Annotated in this window: 14 protein-coding genes; 3 read left to right on the top strand and 11 right to left on the bottom strand. The window is 69.5% G+C overall.

The window, feature by feature from the left end:
* Window positions 1-13 precede the first annotated feature (13 nt).
* Entirely contained in the window at window positions 14-1390 is a 1377-nt protein-coding gene (locus IT779_RS25090) for an NtaA/DmoA family FMN-dependent monooxygenase (RefSeq protein ID WP_196151863.1), read from the top strand.
* Window positions 1391-1447: 57 nt separating this feature from the next.
* Here IT779_RS25090 and IT779_RS25095 read toward each other — a convergent pair whose 3' ends face one another.
* Both IT779_RS25095 and IT779_RS25100 read right to left on the bottom strand, forming a co-directional pair.
* Window positions 1448-3418 carry a family 2A encapsulin nanocompartment cargo protein cysteine desulfurase gene (locus tag IT779_RS25095; protein WP_196151864.1) on the bottom strand — a complete coding sequence of 657 codons (1971 nt, stop codon included), beginning with the start codon at window positions 3416-3418 and terminating at the stop codon, window positions 1448-1450.
* The gene (locus IT779_RS25100) at window positions 3390-4322 is read right to left on the bottom strand and encodes a family 2A encapsulin nanocompartment shell protein (RefSeq protein WP_196151865.1); all 933 of its coding nucleotides are present in this window, start codon (window positions 4320-4322) and stop codon (window positions 3390-3392) included. Before IT779_RS25100 ends, IT779_RS25095 begins: the two co-directional genes overlap by 29 nt.
* Before the next feature lie 280 nt (window positions 4323-4602).
* On the opposite strand from IT779_RS25100, the gene IT779_RS25105 reads away from it, so the two are divergent.
* Window positions 4603-5556 carry a TauD/TfdA dioxygenase family protein gene (locus IT779_RS25105; protein WP_198428899.1) on the top strand — a complete coding sequence of 318 codons (954 nt, stop codon included), beginning with the start codon at window positions 4603-4605 and terminating at the stop codon, window positions 5554-5556.
* Window positions 5557-5572: 16 nt separating this feature from the next.
* Window positions 5573-6514 carry a LysR family transcriptional regulator gene (locus IT779_RS25110; protein ID WP_196151866.1) on the top strand — a complete coding sequence of 314 codons (942 nt, stop codon included), beginning with the start codon at window positions 5573-5575 and terminating at the stop codon, window positions 6512-6514.
* A gap of 23 nt (window positions 6515-6537) precedes the next feature.
* Here the strand turns inward: IT779_RS25110 and IT779_RS25115 are convergent, their stop codons facing one another.
* The 9 genes from IT779_RS25115 to IT779_RS25155 all read right to left on the bottom strand — a co-directional run bounded on the left by IT779_RS25115 (window position 6538) and on the right by IT779_RS25155 (window position 16942).
* Window positions 6538-7851, bottom strand: coding sequence for an acyl-CoA dehydrogenase family protein (locus IT779_RS25115; protein WP_196151867.1), 1314 nt, complete (start codon window positions 7849-7851; stop codon window positions 6538-6540).
* A 32-nt stretch (window positions 7852-7883) separates the two neighbouring features.
* Window positions 7884-9539: a dipeptide ABC transporter ATP-binding protein gene (locus tag IT779_RS25120; protein WP_196151868.1), complete on the bottom strand. Its 1656-nt coding sequence runs from the start codon at window positions 9537-9539 to the stop codon at window positions 7884-7886.
* Window positions 9532-10404, bottom strand: a complete 873-nt coding sequence (locus tag IT779_RS25125) for an ABC transporter permease (protein ID WP_196151869.1) — start codon at window positions 10402-10404, stop codon at window positions 9532-9534. Before IT779_RS25125 ends, IT779_RS25120 begins: the two co-directional genes overlap by 8 nt.
* Entirely contained in the window at window positions 10401-11405 is a 1005-nt protein-coding gene (locus IT779_RS25130) for an ABC transporter permease (protein WP_196151870.1), read from the bottom strand. Before IT779_RS25130 ends, IT779_RS25125 begins: the two co-directional genes overlap by 4 nt.
* 124 nt (window positions 11406-11529) lie before the next feature.
* The gene (locus tag IT779_RS25135) at window positions 11530-13155 is read right to left on the bottom strand and encodes an ABC transporter substrate-binding protein (RefSeq protein WP_196151871.1); all 1626 of its coding nucleotides are present in this window, start codon (window positions 13153-13155) and stop codon (window positions 11530-11532) included.
* 1 nt (window position 13156) lies between these two features.
* The gene (locus tag IT779_RS25140; protein WP_196151872.1) at window positions 13157-13825 is read right to left on the bottom strand and encodes a hypothetical protein; all 669 of its coding nucleotides are present in this window, start codon (window positions 13823-13825) and stop codon (window positions 13157-13159) included.
* Between the two features lie 3 nt (window positions 13826-13828).
* Window positions 13829-14890, bottom strand: a complete 1062-nt coding sequence (locus tag IT779_RS25145; protein ID WP_196151873.1) for a DUF7405 family protein — start codon at window positions 14888-14890, stop codon at window positions 13829-13831.
* Window positions 14887-15594: an NAD(P)H-binding protein gene (locus IT779_RS25150; RefSeq protein WP_196151874.1), complete on the bottom strand. Its 708-nt coding sequence runs from the start codon at window positions 15592-15594 to the stop codon at window positions 14887-14889. Before IT779_RS25150 ends, IT779_RS25145 begins: the two co-directional genes overlap by 4 nt.
* Window positions 15595-15628: 34 nt before the next feature.
* On the bottom strand, window positions 15629-16942 hold the full coding sequence (locus IT779_RS25155) for an NtaA/DmoA family FMN-dependent monooxygenase (RefSeq protein ID WP_196151875.1): 1314 nt from the start codon (window positions 16940-16942) through the stop codon (window positions 15629-15631).
* Between the last annotated feature and the right edge of the window lie 5 nt (window positions 16943-16947).

Below are 16947 nucleotides of genomic sequence, written 5' to 3' on the forward strand. Positions count from 1 at the left end.
AGAGGAGACGCTGATGACCGACCGCCGCGCCGACGTGCCGCGCCCGGACGCCCACGTCCACTTCGGAATCTTCTTCCAAGGCGTCAACCACACCACGATCTGGTCGGATCCGGCCAGCGGCTCACAGATCGATTTCGAGACCTTCCGCCGGGTCGCCACCACCGCCGAACGCGGCCTGTTCGACGCGTTCTTCCTCGGCGAAGGGCTGCGGCTGCGCGAACAGGACGGCCGCATCCTCGAACTCGACATCGTCGGCCGCCCGGACGCCATCACGCAACTGGCCGCGCTCGCGGGCGTCACCGAACGCATCGGCTTGGTCGCCACCCAGAACACCACGTACAACGAGCCCGCCGACCTGGCGCGGCGGCTCAGCGGACTCGATGTACTGTCGGGTGGGCGCGCGGGCTGGAACGCCGTCACCACCGACAACGCGTGGACCGGCGCGAACTTCCGGCGCGGGGGTTACCTCGACCACGCGCACCGCTACGACCGGGCCGCCGAATTCGTCACCGCGGTCCGCGCGATCTGGGATTCCTGGCGCGACAACGCGATAGCGACCTCGCACCGCGAACCGTCCTGGATCGAGCCCGACGCCGTCCACACCGTCGAACGCGACGGCGACCACATCCGCGCCACCATCCGGCCGACACTGCCCCGCAGTGCGCAGGGCCACCCGGTGATCTTCCAGGCGGGCGACTCCCCCGCGGGCCGCGATTTCGCCGCCGCGCACGCCGATGTCATCTTCTCCAGGCACGGAACGCACTTCGACGCGGCGCTGAGTTTCGCCGAGGACATCAGGACCAGGCTGCGCGCGGCGGGCAGGCCCGAGGACGACATCCGCATCCTGCCCGGCACCCAGATCGTGTTGGCGGAGAAGGAATCCGAGGTCGAGGAGAAGGTGCGCTGGGTGAAGGAGAACCAGTACACCGGCCGCACCACGCTCTCGCTCGCCGGTCAGGTGTGGGGCCGCGACCTGTCGCACCTCGATCCCGACGGCCCGCTGCCCGCCGAAGATCCGGAGCCGAGGCCGATTTCGGAGACCAGGGGCGCGCCGCGCGGCGGTCAGGATCCGCTGGCGATCGCGTGGGAGTGGCGGGAGCGGGCGGAGGCGGAGAACCTGTCGCTGCGCCAGGTGGTGATCGCGAGCACGGGACGGTCCGGGTTCGCGGGCACCCCGGCGCAGGTGGCCGACGAACTGGCCCGCTGGGTGCGCCACGGCGCCACCGACGGATTCAACGTCTCGCCGTATCTGGTGCCCACCGGACTCGACGAGATCGTCGAATGGCTGATCCCCGAACTCCAGGAACGCGGCGTCTACCGCACCGAGTACACCGGGACCACACTGCGCGAACACCTCGGTCTCCGCGAACCGCTCACCCGGCGAGGGTGAGCGAAGCGTTCGGGTGACCGAGGTGTTCGAGTGCGCGCGGTGTTCGGGGCCTCCGGATCAGCCGCGTGTGCGCGACAACTGTTCCAGAGTCGCGATCATGCGGTCGATCTCCTCGCAGGTGTTGTAGAACGCGAAGGACGGCCGCACCGTCGCCTCGAGTCCGAACCGACGCAGGATCGGCTGCGCGCAGTGGTGCCCGGCGCGCACCGCGATCCCCTTCTCGTTCAACGCCTTGCCGACCTCGAGCGGTTCGAGTCCGGCCATCACGAAGGAGATCACGCTCGCCTTCTCCGGTGCGGTGCCGATCAACCGGACACCCGGCACCGCCGCCAGCCGAGGCGTCGCGTACTCCAGCAGATCGTGTTCGTATCGGGCGATGTTCTCGATGCCGATGCGCTCCACGTAGTCGATCGCGGCCGCGAGCCCCACCGCGTCGGCGATATTGCCGGTGCCCGCCTCGAACCGTCCCGGTGGCGGCTGGAACAGCGAACGATCCAGCGTCACATCGCTGATCATGTTCCCGCCGCCCTGCCACGGCGGAAGATCCCGCAGCACTTCTGATCTGCCGTAGACCGCGCCGATCCCGGTGGGGCCGTACAGCTTGTGCCCGGAGAACACGAAGAAGTCCGCGCCGAGCGAACGCAGGTCGACCCTGGTGTGCGGGACGGACTGCGCGCCGTCGATCACCGCGATCGCGCCCGCGCGATGCGCCTGGTCGACGATCGCGGCCGCCGGTGTCAGCGTGCCGAGCGCGTTCGACACCTGGGTCACCGACACGATCTTGGTGCGATCCGACAGCAGCCGGGTGTACTCGTCGAGCAGCAACGCCCCGCTGTCGTCCACCGGGATCACCTTGAGCACCGCGCCGCGTTCGGCCGCCAACATCTGCCACGGCACGATATTGGCGTGGTGCTCGAGGTGCGAGATCAGGATCTCGTCACCCTCGCCGATATGGGCGCGCCCCCACGTCTGGGCGATCAGGTTGATGCCCTCGGTGGCCCCGCGCACGAAGATGATCTCCTCCGACGACCCAGCCCCGAGGAACCGCGCGACGGTATCGCGCGCGTTCTCGTAGGCATCGGTCGACCGCGCGGCCAGTTCGTGCGCCGCGCGGTGGATATTGGAGTTCTCGTGCTCGTAGAAATAGGCGAGCCGGTCGATGACCGCGCGCGGCTTCTGGGTGGTGGCGGCATTGTCGAACCACACCAGCGGATGCCCGTTGACCCGTTCGCGCAGGATCGGGAAATCGTTACGCACCGCGTACACGTCGAACGGCGGCCGCGGATCGGGGGCGATCGTCGCGGTGTCGGCGCCGAGGAAATAGAACGGCGACGACGGCGGTGCGGAGACCGCGGGCGGCTCCAGGAAATAGAAGCTCGGCGCCGAGGATATCGAGCTCAGCGGCGTGGCGGGCACCCCGTGCGGGGACGGCAGCAGATCCTCCACCGCGGGCAGCGGCGGTGTGAACGCCCGCGCGAACGAGGTCGAATCGCCCACGGGAGCGATGGCGTCCATCGGATCGGCCGCGCCGAGATCCGTCGGGCGAGTCGATGCAGGCGAATATCCCAGCGGTACCGTCGAATACCCGCCGGAGCGCAGTGCGCTCCCGTCCGTCGCGGGTACCTGCGCTTCCGGTCGCGACGCATTTCCGTCCGACCGCGACGCCACGAAGGGTTCCGGCGTGTACGCCTTCACCGCGACGGCTTGCGCCGATGACGGAACCGCATTCGCGGGCGCCGCCGCGCCCCCGGCGTCCCGACCGGGCACCGTCGGCTCGGGCGTCGGCCCACCCGGCGGCGCGGCCCCGCCGGAGTGCGACGACGACGGCGCCGAGGTATCGGGCGCGGGCGCGGAAGCATCGGGCGCGAGCGCCGCGACACCGGGCGCGCCGGGCAGCGCCGCGAAGATCTGCGCGGCGAGCCGGTTCATGGCCGCCTCGTCGGGCAGCAACGGACCGGCCGCCGCAGCGTGTTCGGCCCGCTCGGCCGCGCCCAACGGCTCAGCTCCGGTAGCTGGGTGCGTAGTCATGGAACTTGTCCACCTCGGCGCCTTCGAGTGTCGCCACCGCGTCGTCGGTGAGCACCGCGAGCGAGCAGTACAGCGACACCAGGTAGGAGGCGATCGCGCTGCGGTCGATGCCCATGAACTTGACCGAGAGTCCGAGCCCCTGTTCGCCGGACAGTCCCGGCTGGTAGAGCCCGATCACGCCTTGGCGGGATTCGCCGGTGCGGACCAGAAGGAATTTCGTCTTCCCGCCTTCGACGGGCACCTTGTCCGACGGGATGATCGGAATGCCGCGCCAGGTGATGAATTGCGATCCGAACAGGCTGACCGTCGGCGGCGGGACACCGCGCCGGGTGCATTCCCGTCCGAAAGCCGCGATTCCCTTGGGGTGGGTGAGGAAGAAAGCGGGTTCTTTCCACACCTTGGTGATCAAATTGTCCAGGTCGTCGGGAGTCGGCGGTCCGGCCACCGTGGAGATTCGCTGTTTGTCCGCCGTATTGGCGATCAACCCGTAGTCCGGGCTGTTGATCAGCTCTCCTTCTTGATGCTCTTTGATAGCTTCGATCGTTAGCCGCAACTGTTGCGCAATCTGATCGTGCGGGCTGGAATACAAATCCGAAACACGAGTGTGCACATCCATGATCGTGTGCACCGCCTTGAGGCGGTACTCGCGCGGGTCGCGCTCGTAGTCAACGAAAGTCTCCGGCAGAGGGGACTCATCGAGGTTGTCGCACTTGATGTCCACAGTATTTTCGTGCGTAACCCGGTTACGCCGGTAAATACCCGCTTCCACCGGAACCCAGTTCAGCAGGTGCACCAACCACCGAGGGCTGATCGACTCCATCTGCGGAACGGACTTCGTAGCATTAGCCAGTGTCCTGGCGGCATCATCGCTCAGGGACACCGGCTGGGGAACAGCATTTGTCATTCGAACCCCTTGGCTCGGCAAATACACCGTTATCGGCTTGGCCAAGCCTAGCGCCGACCGGTCTCCTTGTCGCGCCGAAAAGCGCCGAAAAAGCGCGTGTCGCAGGATTTCCCGCCGCAATGTGGAGAATCTCACCGTCGTGGCCGACATCCGGGCTCGATCAAGGCGAACTTCACGAAAGCTGTAGGCAATCTTGCCGATCGCAATACGCGCCGCACCGCACGCGCGGACATACGCTGAGCTCGCGTCTTCTCCCGCACGACATCAGGTGGTAGGTCAGATGACAAGTATTGCGGTACAACCGATTTCCACGGACTCCGAATCCGCCTCGACGCTCACCGTCGAGCCGCTGTCCGGTTACACCGGCGCCGAGATCGGCGGCGTCGACCTGGCGGACGATCTCTCCGAGGAGGTGATCGCGCGGATCAGACAGGCACTGCTGACCTGGAAGGTCGTCTTCTTCCGCGACCAGAGCATCGGTCACGCCGAGCAGATCGCGTTCGCGCGCCGGTTCGGGAAGCTCACCCCCGCGCACCCGTACGAGGAGAATCCGCCGGAGGGCTTCCCGGAGATCCTGCCGATCGACAGCCGACGCTACACCAACCTGTACGGCCGCAAGCGCACCTCCTATGACAACTCATGGCACACCGACGTCACCGCGCTGGTGAACCCGCCCGCGTTCTCCATCCTGCGCGCCGACATCCTGCCGCCCTACGGCGGCGACACCGCGTGGACCAATCTGGTCGCCGCCTACGAGAACCTGCCCGACCGGCTGCGCGATTTCGTCGACACCCTCGACGCCGAACACACCTTCGACAACCGCGCCGCCAGCGGCAGCGCCCGCGCCGCCGTGGTGGACAGCAAGCCACTGCGCACCTTCCACCCGGTAGTCCGAGTACATCCCGAGACCGGAGAACGCGCGCTGTTCGTCAGCCCCGGTTTCACCCGCAAGGCCCAGAACCTGCGCGGCCTCGGCCCCCGGCTGAGTTCGCACCTGCTCGAGGCGCTGTGGGAGGAGGCGACCCGCACCGAATACACCGTGCGATTCCGCTGGCGGCCGGGCAGCGTGGCGTTCTGGGACAACCGCGCCACCTCGCACCTGGCCATCCCGGACGCGGGCCATCTCGGCCACGACCGGGTGCTCTATCGGGTCACCATCGAAGGCGACGTGCCGCGCGGGGTTGACGGCCGCGAGTCCGAATCCCTCGAGGGCGACCCCTTCCTCGGCTCCTGAGTACCGAGGACCTGTGATGCTCAACTTCCGCCGCCTCATGCTGCTGTGCGACCTCGCCGAACTCGGCACCCTCACCTCGGTCGCCGAGCGCCGCAATATCACCAGCTCCGCCGTGTCGGCCCAGTTGCGCATCCTCGAGGACGAGGTGGGTGCGATCCTGTTCCGCCGTGCGGGTCGCACCCTGCGTCTGACCACCAGCGGTGACGTGCTCGTCGAACACGCGCGCACCATCCTGCGGGTGGTCGACGAGGCGATCGGCGCGGTCGCGGTCACCCACGAGCGCGCCGCGGCGCGGGTGGCGATCTCCGGATTCGAGACCAGTATCGCCAGTCTCGCCGCGCCGCTGCTGGAGCGGCTCGGGCGCGAACAGCCCGAGTTGCAACTACGGATACTGCAGGCCGACAGTCCGAGTTCGCTGCGTTCGCTGCGCCACGGCGAGATCGATATCGCGCTGACCTCGCGACTGACCTTCCGCGCCGACGCGTCCCTGGCCGGACTGCACAGCCACGAACTCGGCTACGACCCACTGGTGCTGCTCGCCCCGCGCCGCCTGCACGCGCGGATCCGCACCGGCGGCGCCGCCGCGCTGGCCAGCGAGTCCTGGATCACCGGGCCGCAGGATTCCGGGCTGGCCGAAGCGCTGGTCCGGCTCGGCGAGAAGTCCGGATTCGTCCCGCAGGTCGAGCACCGGGTGGTCGGCGCGCCGAACATGTGCCAGCTCGCGGCCGTCGGCGTCGGCGTCGCCCTGGTGCCGAGGCTCGCGGTGCCCGCCGCGCTGCGCCACATCGTGGTCGACACCGCCGGATTCGACGGCCGCACCGTGACCGCCGTGCACCGCGAGGGCGCGCTGCGCAATCCCGCCGTGTCGCTGGTGCTGCGCACGCTGCGCGAACTGGCGCGCGAGCGCATCGAGGGCCGCCACGACGAGACGGCCGACGCGGGTCTCGCGGCGTCCTGACCTCGTCGCGGCGGCCCACCGGCTCACGGCACCACGACCAGTCGCGGCCCGGCCTCCGGCAGTACCTCCGGCAGTCCCGGCGCCTCGCCCACCGATGGCTGGTTCAACGGTTCGACGCCGTTGAGCAGGTGGTCGCCGAGTTGGCGTTCGCGATAGATCACCGGATTGTGCGAGGCCAACGTCCTGGCATTGCGCCAGTGCCGATCCAGGTGCAGGCTCTCGTCCAGCGCCGACGCGCCGCCCACCTCGAAGATCTCGGTGGTGGTCCGCAATGCCAGGTCGATCACCGTGCTCTGCGCCCGGTACACGTTCAGCTCGGCCTCCAGTTCCAGTGCGCGCACCCGCGCTTCGGCCGCGTCCGTGCGCTGCTCCTCGGGCGCGGTGCGCAGCGCGAACCTGGCGTCGACGGCGCGGTCGAGGGACGCGGCGACGCCGAGCACGATCTGCGCGGTGGCGTGCGCGACCGCGTCGGCGCGGCCGAGCACCTGCTGGACCTGCGGATCCTCGCGGGGCAGGTCGGCGCTGGCCTGACTGTAGGAACGCCTGCGGCGGCGCACGAATCCGGCCGTCTCGTCCACGGCGCGGCGCACGATGCCCGCCAGCGTCGCCAGGTGCACGAGCTGCACGATCGCCGTCTGGCCCGCGAAGTTCGGCTCGAACGCGATGACCTCGCCGGGATCGACCACCACGTCGGTGAAGGTCGAGGTGCCGCTGGCGCTGGTGCGCTGACCGAATCCGGTGTAGTCGTCGAGCAGGTGCACGCCCTCGGCGTCGCTGCGCACCATCGCGGCCGAACGCTGCCCTTCGGCGGTCGCGACCGCCACCGAGATGTAGTCGGCGTACAGACTGCCGGTGCTGTAGTACTTCACGCCGTTGAGCAGCAGCTTCCCATCCACCTCACGCAGGGTGGTGTTGGTCTGTCCGCGCACGTTGCCCGATCGTTCACTGCTCGCGTTGCCGACGATGGCGCCATCGGCGACCCGCGCCAGCCAGCGCCGCCCGCGTTCGGTGTCGCGCTCGCGCCACCGGTCCTCGGTGAATCGGAAGTGCACGCGCAGCGCCTGGACCAGGTTGGATTCGGCGGCGCCCAGTTCGATCAGCAGTAGGAACAACTGTCGCAGGGTGACGCCCGAGCCGCCGAGTTCGACGGGCACCCGCAGCGCGCCGAAGCCTAGCTCCGCGAGCCAACCAGCCTCGCGCAGCGGTATGCGGCGGGTGGTCTCGCGGTCGAGCGCGCCCTCGGCGATCCGCTCGAAGACCGGCCCGAACCGTTCCAGGAGTTCGGCATCGGTCACCGGTCTCGGTGCCCCGTTCCCGGTAGCGTCGTGTGCTGACATCCTCGTCTCCTGTCCGTGGTGGGTGTCGTGCTTCAGGCCGGGACCGCGACGCGGCCCTCGGCGGTGGACCATCCGGGCACCGAATCGATGAGGTCCCTGGTGTAGTCGTCGGCGGGTGCGTCCAGAACGGCGGCGGCCGAACCGGATTCGACGACGACGCCGTGCCGCAGCACGGTGACGGTGTCGGTGATCTGGCGCACCACGCCCAGATCGTGGGAGATCAGCACGTAGGTCGAGCCGAGTTCGCGCTGCAGGTCGACGATCAGCTCGAGGATGCGGGCCTGAACCGTGACGTCGAGCGCGCTGGTCGGTTCGTCCAGTACCAGCACCCTCGGCTCCAGAGCGAGCGCGCGAGCGATGGCCACTCGCTGGCGCTGTCCGCCCGACAGTCGCGCGGGCAGGCTGTCGTGGGTGTGCTCGGCCAGCCCGACCAGGTGCAGCAGTTCCCTCGCGCGCCGCGCCCGCGAAGAGCGCGTGCCGATGCCGTGCCGCAGCAGCGGTTCGGCCACCGCGCGCGCCGCGCTGTAGGTGGGATCGAGGGAGACGAACGGATTCTGGTAGACGAGCTGGATCTGCTCGCGGACCGCGCGCATGGCCGCGTCGGAGTCGTCGGCCAGCGGTTTACCGTCGAGCAGCACGCGTCCCGAGGTCGGTCGCTCGAGTCCGAGCAGCAGGCGCGCGATCGTGGTCTTGCCGGAACCGGATTCGCCGACGATCGCGTGCGTGGCGCCCGCGGCCACGGTGAGGTTCACCGCGTCCAGCGCCGTCAGCGATCCCTGGGCGCCGGGTCGCCGGAACACCTTGGTCACGTCGACCAGCTCGATCACCGTCCGCGTCGGCTCCTGTTCGCGCACCGTCGAATTCACCCGCGTCGCGGCGGCGAACCTGTCCGGGTTCAGCGCGGGCACATCGGCGGCGAGGCGGCGGGTGTAGTCGCTGCGCGGGTCGTCGAGCACCGTCCCCGTCGGCCCGGCTTCGCGGACCCGGCCCTGCTCGAGGACGACCAGTTCCTCGCAGCGCTGCCGGGCGACGGCGAGGTCGTGGGTGATGAGCAGCACGCCGAGTCCCAGCTCCGCGCGCAGCCGATCGACCAGGTCGAGCACCCGGCGTTGCACCGTGACGTCGAGCGCCGAGGTCGGTTCGTCGGCGACCAGCAGGGCCGGACGCGCGGCGATCGCCGAGGCGATCAACACTCGCTGCAACATGCCGCCCGAGAGTTGGTGCGGGTACTGCCGCGCGACCTCGGCGGGCCGCGCGATCCCGACATCGGCGAGCAGCGCGGTCACCCGTTCGGGGATCTGCTTCGGTTCGGCCGCGCCGGTGACGCGCAGGGTCTCGCGCAACTGGCTGCCGATGGTGCGCACCGGATTCAGCGAGTTCGCGGGATCCTGCGGCACATAGGCGATCTCGTTGCCACGCAATTCCCGCAGTCGCCGGTCGCGCGCGGTGAGCAGCGCTTCGCCGCGAAAGCGGATATGCCCGGACCGCACCACCGCGGTCGGTGCGGCCAGGCGCAGCACGGTGTTCGCGATGGTCGTCTTCCCCGACCCGGACTCCCCGACCAGCGCGACCGCCTTCCCGGCGGGCACGGTGAACGACACGTCGGTCACGGTCGGCCGCACGCGCCCGCGATGGCGGTAGGCCACGGTCAGTCCTTCGACCGACAGCAGCGGAACGGATTCACTCATCGGTGCTCAACTCCTTGACGAAGGCGCTCAGCCGGTTGAAGGCCACGACGGTCACGACGATCGCGACGCTGGGCACCGCGACCATCCACGGCGCGGCGAAGACGTAGTTCTTGCCCTCGGCGACCTGCACGCCCCATTCCGGCGACGGCGGCGAATCCCCGTAGCCGAGGAAGGCGAGCGCCGCGATCGACATGATCGCCGCGCCGAATTGCAGCACCGACAGCGCGAGCACGCTGCTCCACGCGTTGGGCAGGATGTGGGAGACGATCATGGCCCGCCCTCGCGCCCCGAGGAGTCCTGCGGCCTCGAGATACGGCAGGCTCTCGATGCGCAGCACCTCCGAACGCATCAGGCGCGCGAACACCGCCACCGAGGACACGCCGACCGCGATGGCCGCGTTCACCGTCGAGAACCCCAGCGCCACCACGATGGCCATGGATAGCAGCAGCGACGGGATCGCGATGAGCGCGTCGATCAGGCGCATGAGTACCGATTCCAGGCGCCCGCCCGCGTAGTGCCCGGTCACCAGTCCGATCGCGGACCCGACCACCAGGCCGATCACCACCGCCAGCAGTGCGCTCACCACCGACATGCCGGTGCCGTGCACGACGCGGGAGTAGATGTCGCGGCCGAGGTAGTCGGTGCCGAGCCGATACTGTCCCGACGGCGGCAGCAGTACCTCGTCCAGGTGCTCGCGATAGGGGTCGTTGGTGCTGAGCAGGTCGGGGGCGAGCGCGGCGAGCAGGATCACGGCGATGACGAGGAAGGCCGCCGCCGAGGTCGGAGAAAGCCTGCGGCGCAGCGCGTCCCACCGTCCCGGCGCGGCGACGGTGTCGGATTCGCCGACCGGTACGGTGGCCGTCATGGCGTGACCTTCGCGTGGGAGTCGACCGCGACGCGATCGCGCAGCCGCGGGTCGAGGAGCGGATAGAGCAGGTCGACGAGCAGGTTGACCGCGACGATCGCGCCCGCCGCGAACAGGACCACCCCGAGCAGCACCGGCGAATCCTGGCTCGACACCGCCGCTTCGATGACCGAGCCGATGCCGTGCCGGTTGAAGATGGCCTCCACGATCACCGAGCCGGTGACGAGTTCGGCCACCGCCAGTCCCGCCATCGTCACCCCCGGCAACGCCGAGGGACGCGCGATATGGGCGAGCAACAGTCGGATCTCGGGCAGGCCCTTGGACCGGGCGAAGGTCACGTACGGTTCGGCCTTCACCTCGCGGGCGTTCTCGATGATCACCCGGGTCACCGGCGCCGACACCGGGAGCGCGAGTACCGCCGCGGCGGGTATCGCCCCGGTCCAGCCGTCGGCGCGCAGCGTGCTGAACAGGCCGAGGTTGTAGGAGAACACCTGCAGGACGAGAAGGCCGATCACGAAGGTCGGCACCGAGAGCAGCGCCGCCGGGATCGTGGTCGCCGCGCGCCGCAGCGGTTCCCACGGCGCCGCGACCGCGACCGCCGCAACCAGCAGCGCCAGCGCGGCCGCGAACACGACCGTCACCGTCGCCAGTTCCAGGGTGGACGGCAGCGCCTGCGCGATCCGGCGGCCGACGGGTTCCACCGTGCTCAGCGAATATCCGAGTTCCCCTCGAGCCAGCCTGTGCACCGAATGCCACAGTTGCACCCACAGCGGCTCGTCGAGGCCGTAGTAGGCGAGCAGTTGGTCGATCTGCTCGGGCGAGTAGTTCGATTCCGGATCGTTGAGGCGGGCGCGGATCGGGTCGCCGGGCAGGAAGAACAGCAGCAGGAAGACCACGAGATACGACAGGGCGAGCACCACGAGCCCCTGTCCCGCGCGGCCGAGGCAGTAGCGGCCGTACGAGGACGGGATCGGGCGGTTCACGGCACCGGTCCCGCCCATCGTCGCACGCCGTGACAGCTCCCGGCGACCATCGAAGGCGCGGCGGGCAGCGCGGCGGTCCGAGGTCGTGGTCGGGCGGATGCGGTCATGGTCGGAACTCCTACTGGAAGAGGGTGATCGGGAATCAGTCGTCGAGCCAGGCGTCGTAGAAGTACGACCGGCCGAGCGTCTCGGGTACGAAGCCTTGCAACTTCGGCGCGGTCACGAACGACTGCTGGGTCTCCTGCAGCGGCACGATCAGGGCGTTGTCGAGCAGGTAGCGCTGCGCGGCGCCGACCGCCTCGGTGCGGCGCGGTCCGACGGGCACGGCCTTGATGGTGTCGAGCAGTTGGTCGAAGGCCGGGTCGTTCAATCCGCCGAGTCCCTTGGAGCGGTAGCGATTCCACAGCTGGTTGACATCGGTCGCGGTGGTGTGACCCCACGAGAACGGGTTGTCCGGCTTCGCCACCTGCGCGTTGTAGGTGGAGCGATCCACCTTCACGATCTCGAACTGGATACCGACGCGGGCCAATTGGATGGCGATCAGTTCGGCGTCCGGAATCGGCACCACCCACTGCGATTCCGGATACACCCGGAAGCTGAGCCGCGCGCCGTCCTTGGTGCGGATGCCGTCGGCGCCCTTGGCCGTCCAGCCCGCCTCGTCGAGCAGCCGGTTGGCGCGCGCCGGATCGAATCCGTACTCGGCGCCGATGTCGACGAAACCGGGCGTATTGGATTGCACCAATCCCTTTGCCGCCACCCAGTTGTCGTTGTAGACGCCGGTGATGAGTTCGTTGCGGTCGATGCCGTGCAGGATCGCCTGCCGCACCCGCGGATCCGCGATCACCGGATTAGCGCTCGGGTTGATCTCCAGATCGCGGACGCCGCCGAACGGACGCGCGCCGTAATAGTGGAAACCGCGCTTCTGCAACTGTTTCTCGTCGGTGATGAGCACGTCGCGCGCGGCGTGCGCCTGCCCGGACAGCAGCAGGCCGGTCCGTGACGCGCCCTCGCTCGAGATGATGTAAGTGATCGAGTTCAGATACGCCTCGCCGGTGTGGTCGGCGGTGCCGGGCGGCCAGTTGTAGCCGGCGCGGCGCACGATCTTGATCTCGCTGCCCGGTTTCTCCGAGGCGAACACGAACGGTCCGCTGCCGATGGCGTTCTTCAGTTCGGACGCCTGCTCGTAGCCGAGGGCCAATGTGGAGGCCGCCACGATGGAGTGCCGCAGATCGCCGAGGTTGTTCAGGAATCCGGTGTCCGGTGCGCTGAGGCGGATGCGGACCTTGTCCGGCCCGATCGGCTCGGATCCGGCGTAGCGGGCGAACTGCGGGCGCGAGGGCGTGATACCGCGCGCGGTGTCGCCGAAGCCGAGGTGGTTCAGGTTCGCGACCACGACCTCGGGGGTGAGCCGGGAGCCGTCGCTGAAGGTGACGTCGGTGCGCAGCGTCAGCTCGATCTCGGTGGCCGCGTCGTTCACCGTCCACGCGGTGGCCAGCCACGGCGCGAGTTTCCCGGTCTCGGGATCGAGGTAGACGAGCCGGTCGAAGAGGTTGACCGCGACCGATGAGGTCTGCCAGGTGCGCAGGTCCTGTTGCGCGAAGCCGGCGAATTCGCCGTTCTCCAGGAAGATGATGTCGCCGCCGGACCGCGGCTGCCCGCCGCCTCCCGCACCCGATCCACCGTTCGCGCCGCAGGCGACCGCGGAAGTGACCAGGATCAACCCGGCCGCGACCGCCGCGAGTCTGCGCACGAGTGTCGGTGCGGGCATATCAGTGTCCTTCCGGTGGGGCGGGCTCGCCGCCGAGCGCTTGCGGGCGCCGGTCGATCGGGATCAGGTCGTCTTGGTGAAAAGTGGTGTGGGCCAGACGGACAACCCATGTGTTCGGGCCGTCCGGAGCCCAGGAGATCCGGTCGCGGTAGGTGGGCACCGCGATCAGCGCTCCGGTACCGGGTTCCCACGCGAGGATGTAGTCGTAGAGGCCGGGATAGTGTCCGACGGTGAGTTCGCCGTCGGCGCGTCCGAGCGAGGCGTGCGGACTCGGCGGCGTGCCGTCGGTCCACGACCAGCGCCGGACCTCGACCGCCGCGGTCAGCAGATCGCCCCGAAAGGTGTTGCCGAGCACGGTGTTCCTGGCTCGTCCTGGTTCGGCGGTGCGCAGCACGGCGGTGAGTTCCACGTGTCCGCGCACGATCTCGGTGAGTTCGGCGTCGAGGTCGGCCAGTGCGCGCAGCAGCCGCGCGCCCGCCTCGGCCGAGGTGACCGCGAGCGCGCCGACGGTCCCGAGGTGGTCGAGCGCCTCGCGCAGGGCGGCCACTCGTGGGCCGGGTCCGCTCGCGGTGGTCGCGACCGGAAGCGCGGGCTCTTCGAGGATTTCGCGTAGCGCGCGAACGGATTCCGGGTCGAGTCCGGCATCGACGCCCTCGTTCACAACGGTCATCGCTCAACTCCTCAGATGCGGGTAGGCGCGCGACGCGCGCGCCGGAATGCCGACGGTGGCGCGGTGGGTCACGTCGAAGAAGGCGTTGATGCCGTTGCGCCTGCGCGCGCCGACCGACCGGTGGTAGCCGGGGCCGTCGGCGGCGTTCATGATCGCGCGAGTGTTGTTGAAATCGCGCAGTTCTCGCTGCAAGGCGACGAAGTGGGTGCCGGGCAGGCCGTCGTCGAGGGTGGCGAAATCGCGCCGGTTGATGACCGGCACGTTGTTCACCCGAGCGCGTGCGGCGGCTTGGGCGTGTCCGACCACGCCGTGTTCGCGCACGGTCTGCTCGTAGTCGGTGTAATCGCTGGGGGCGTCGTCGGCGAACTGCTCGGCCTCGGCGGCCGTGACCGTCGGCGCGTACAGCAGAGCGGCCTGTTCGTCGCGGTCGCGGGCGTGCCAGCGCCCCACGTCGAGGACGATCCGGCTGATGTGGGCGGTGGTGCCGCCCGCCAGCGGACCCGTGCCGATGGTGATGGACGCCTCGGTGGCCTGATTGCCGCGATGGATGGAATGGAAACCGAACAGTAGCGGCGAATTCCGCGGGATCTTCAACTCCGGCAGTGCGTCACTCGGCAGGCCTGCGCCGACGAATCCGCGACGCACCTGCTGCACCTTCAAATACTGTCCCTGGGCGCGCGCGCCCTCGCCGAAGAGGGTGTCGAACGCCTCGTCGAGGATGTCGAGATGATCGCTGGCCAAATGCAACACCGCATGTGGGGTCTCGATCACCGGGTCCTCCCAGCGCGACATGCGCGCGGGCGCCGCGATCACGCCCTGATGTTCGGTGTGCCGGTCGAACCACGCGCCGCCCCAGCCCACCGTGCTGAGCAGACCGTCGGGTCCGTAGCGGAAACGGCTCTCCAGCCCCGACAGCGCCGCCTCCAGATGCGCCGCCCCCGCCGCGCTCGGCGCGTCGGCCAGGTCGGCGACGACCAGCAGCTGCCTGCGCGGCGGCACCGGCCGACCCAACTCGTCGTGTCCGAAGGTGGCCTCCCATTCGTGCTGACCCGGGGGCAGGCTCATTCGGTCACCCCGGCGAGCTCGGCCTCGAAATCCCGCTCCAGCGCGGTGAATTCGGCGACCAGATCGGTGGCGCCGGTCTCCGGGATGCTCAGGTTGAAGATCGCCGCCGTGCGCCCGGCCGCGGCCTCGCGGTGTTCGATCGCGGTGAGCACGGTCGCGGCGACGCTGTCGGTGCTGACCAGGCCGTCGGCGTGCCGGTCACCGGTCAGCCGAGTCTGGTACGACGGGTCGTGGATGGTGGACAGCCAGGTGGGCCGCAGAATCGTCCATGGATTGGGTCCCGCGCGCAGATGCGCCTCGAGCGCGCGCAGACTCCAGGTGTTCGGCTTGGCGTTGCGGTGCGCCACACCGTGTCCGACCAGGAAATGCGAGACCAGCACGATGTGCAGGTCGGGACGGGCCGCCGCGATCCGGTCGAGCACCCGGTGCCCGAGCACCCGGCCGGCCGCTGCACCGTCGGCGGGCTGCCACATGCCCGCGGCGGTGGCGACGGTCGGCGCGAGGATCAGCGCGTCGGCCTCCAGCAGCGCCCGGTCGGCGAATTCGACGGTGACCCCGCCGTCCTCGGGGCGCACGTAGGCGTGTCCGCGCTCGCGGGCCAGGCGCTCGGTCTGCTCGCGGGCGTTCCAGATGCCGTTGACGTGGTGGTACCGCTCGTCGGCGGCCTCGGCGAAGACCGGACTGAATTCGACGATGTGAACCATCGGAAACTCCTCGTTCGGGTGGCGGGTGGATGGGTTACCAGGTCGGGATGGGCAGCCCGAGGTGGTCGCGCAGGGTGGCGCCGTGGTAGCGGCGCCGGAACAGCCCGCGCTCCTGCAGAATCGGGACGACCTCGTCGACGAAGGGGTCGAAGCGTTCCTCGATCACGTCGAACATCAGGTTGAAACCGTCGACGTAGCCGGTCGAGAACCACGCCTCGATGGTGTCGGCCACGGTTTTCGGCCCGCCGGTGACGACGAGATGGCCGATGCCGTCGCGCACGATCTCGCGCACCGTTCGCCCGGATTCGCCCAGCGAGGCCAAAGAGCGCAGGAATCCCTCCGAGGTGGCGTGGCGCTGAGTCTCGAAATGCGCCGCGTCCAGCGCGAGCGGCGCGTCCAGGTCGATCTCTTCGGCCGCGATGCCGAGGCGCTGCGCGAGCATGGCCAGCGTGGCCGCCTCGGATTCCGGATCGCTCAGTTCCTCGCGGCGGCGGCGCGCCTCCTCGTCGGTGGAGCCGAGCGTCACGACCAGACCGGGTAGCGCGAGCACCGGACCGCGGCCCGGGGTGCGCACTCCCGACGACGCCGCGTCCAGGCGGGTGCGGTACTCGCGCGCCGCGTCGAGCGTCGCCGCCGCCACGAAGGTCGCGTCCGCGTAGCGGGCGGCCAGGTCGAGGCCGTCCGGGGAGCCGCCCGCCTGGAACACCACCGGCACGCCCTGTTCGGACGGCGGCACGAGACCGCCGCCGGTCACCGCGAAGTACTTGCCGCGATGTCGGATCGGGCGGACCCCGTCGGCGCGGGCGTAACGCCCCGCCGTCTTGTCCGCGACGATGGCGTCCGGCGACCAGGTGCGCCACAGGTCGTGCACCACGTCCAGGAATTCCCCCGCCCGGGCGTACCGTTCGGCTTTGGGTGGCAGGACGTCGAGTCCGTAGTTGGGTGAGACCAGCGGGTTGTAGCTGGTCACCACGTTCCAACCGGCCCGGCCGCGCGAGATGCGGTCCAGGGTGGCGATGGAGCGCGCCAGGTTGAACGGGTGATGCCAGGTCGAGGACACGGTGGCCACCACGCCCACGTATTCGGTCTGCTGGGCGGCCACGGTCAGCGCGAGGATCGGGTCGAGGGTCGCGCGTTGCGGCTCGGATTCCCAGCCCGGGGTGAGCGCGGGCACATCGGCGGTGAACACCGCGTCGAGCAGGCCGCGCTCGGCGGTCTTCGCCACGCGCACATAGAAATCCGGGTTGGCGGTGCCCAGCGGATCAATGCCGTCGCGACGCCAGGCATTGCGGTAGGAGCCGTGGCCGGGGCAGTTGACGCCCAGGTGCAGCGGCGGTTGTCCGGACATCGGCT

The sequence above is a fragment of the Nocardia bovistercoris genome, assembly GCF_015674855.1.
Classification (GTDB): Bacteria; Actinomycetota; Actinomycetes; order Mycobacteriales; family Mycobacteriaceae; genus Nocardia; species Nocardia bovistercoris.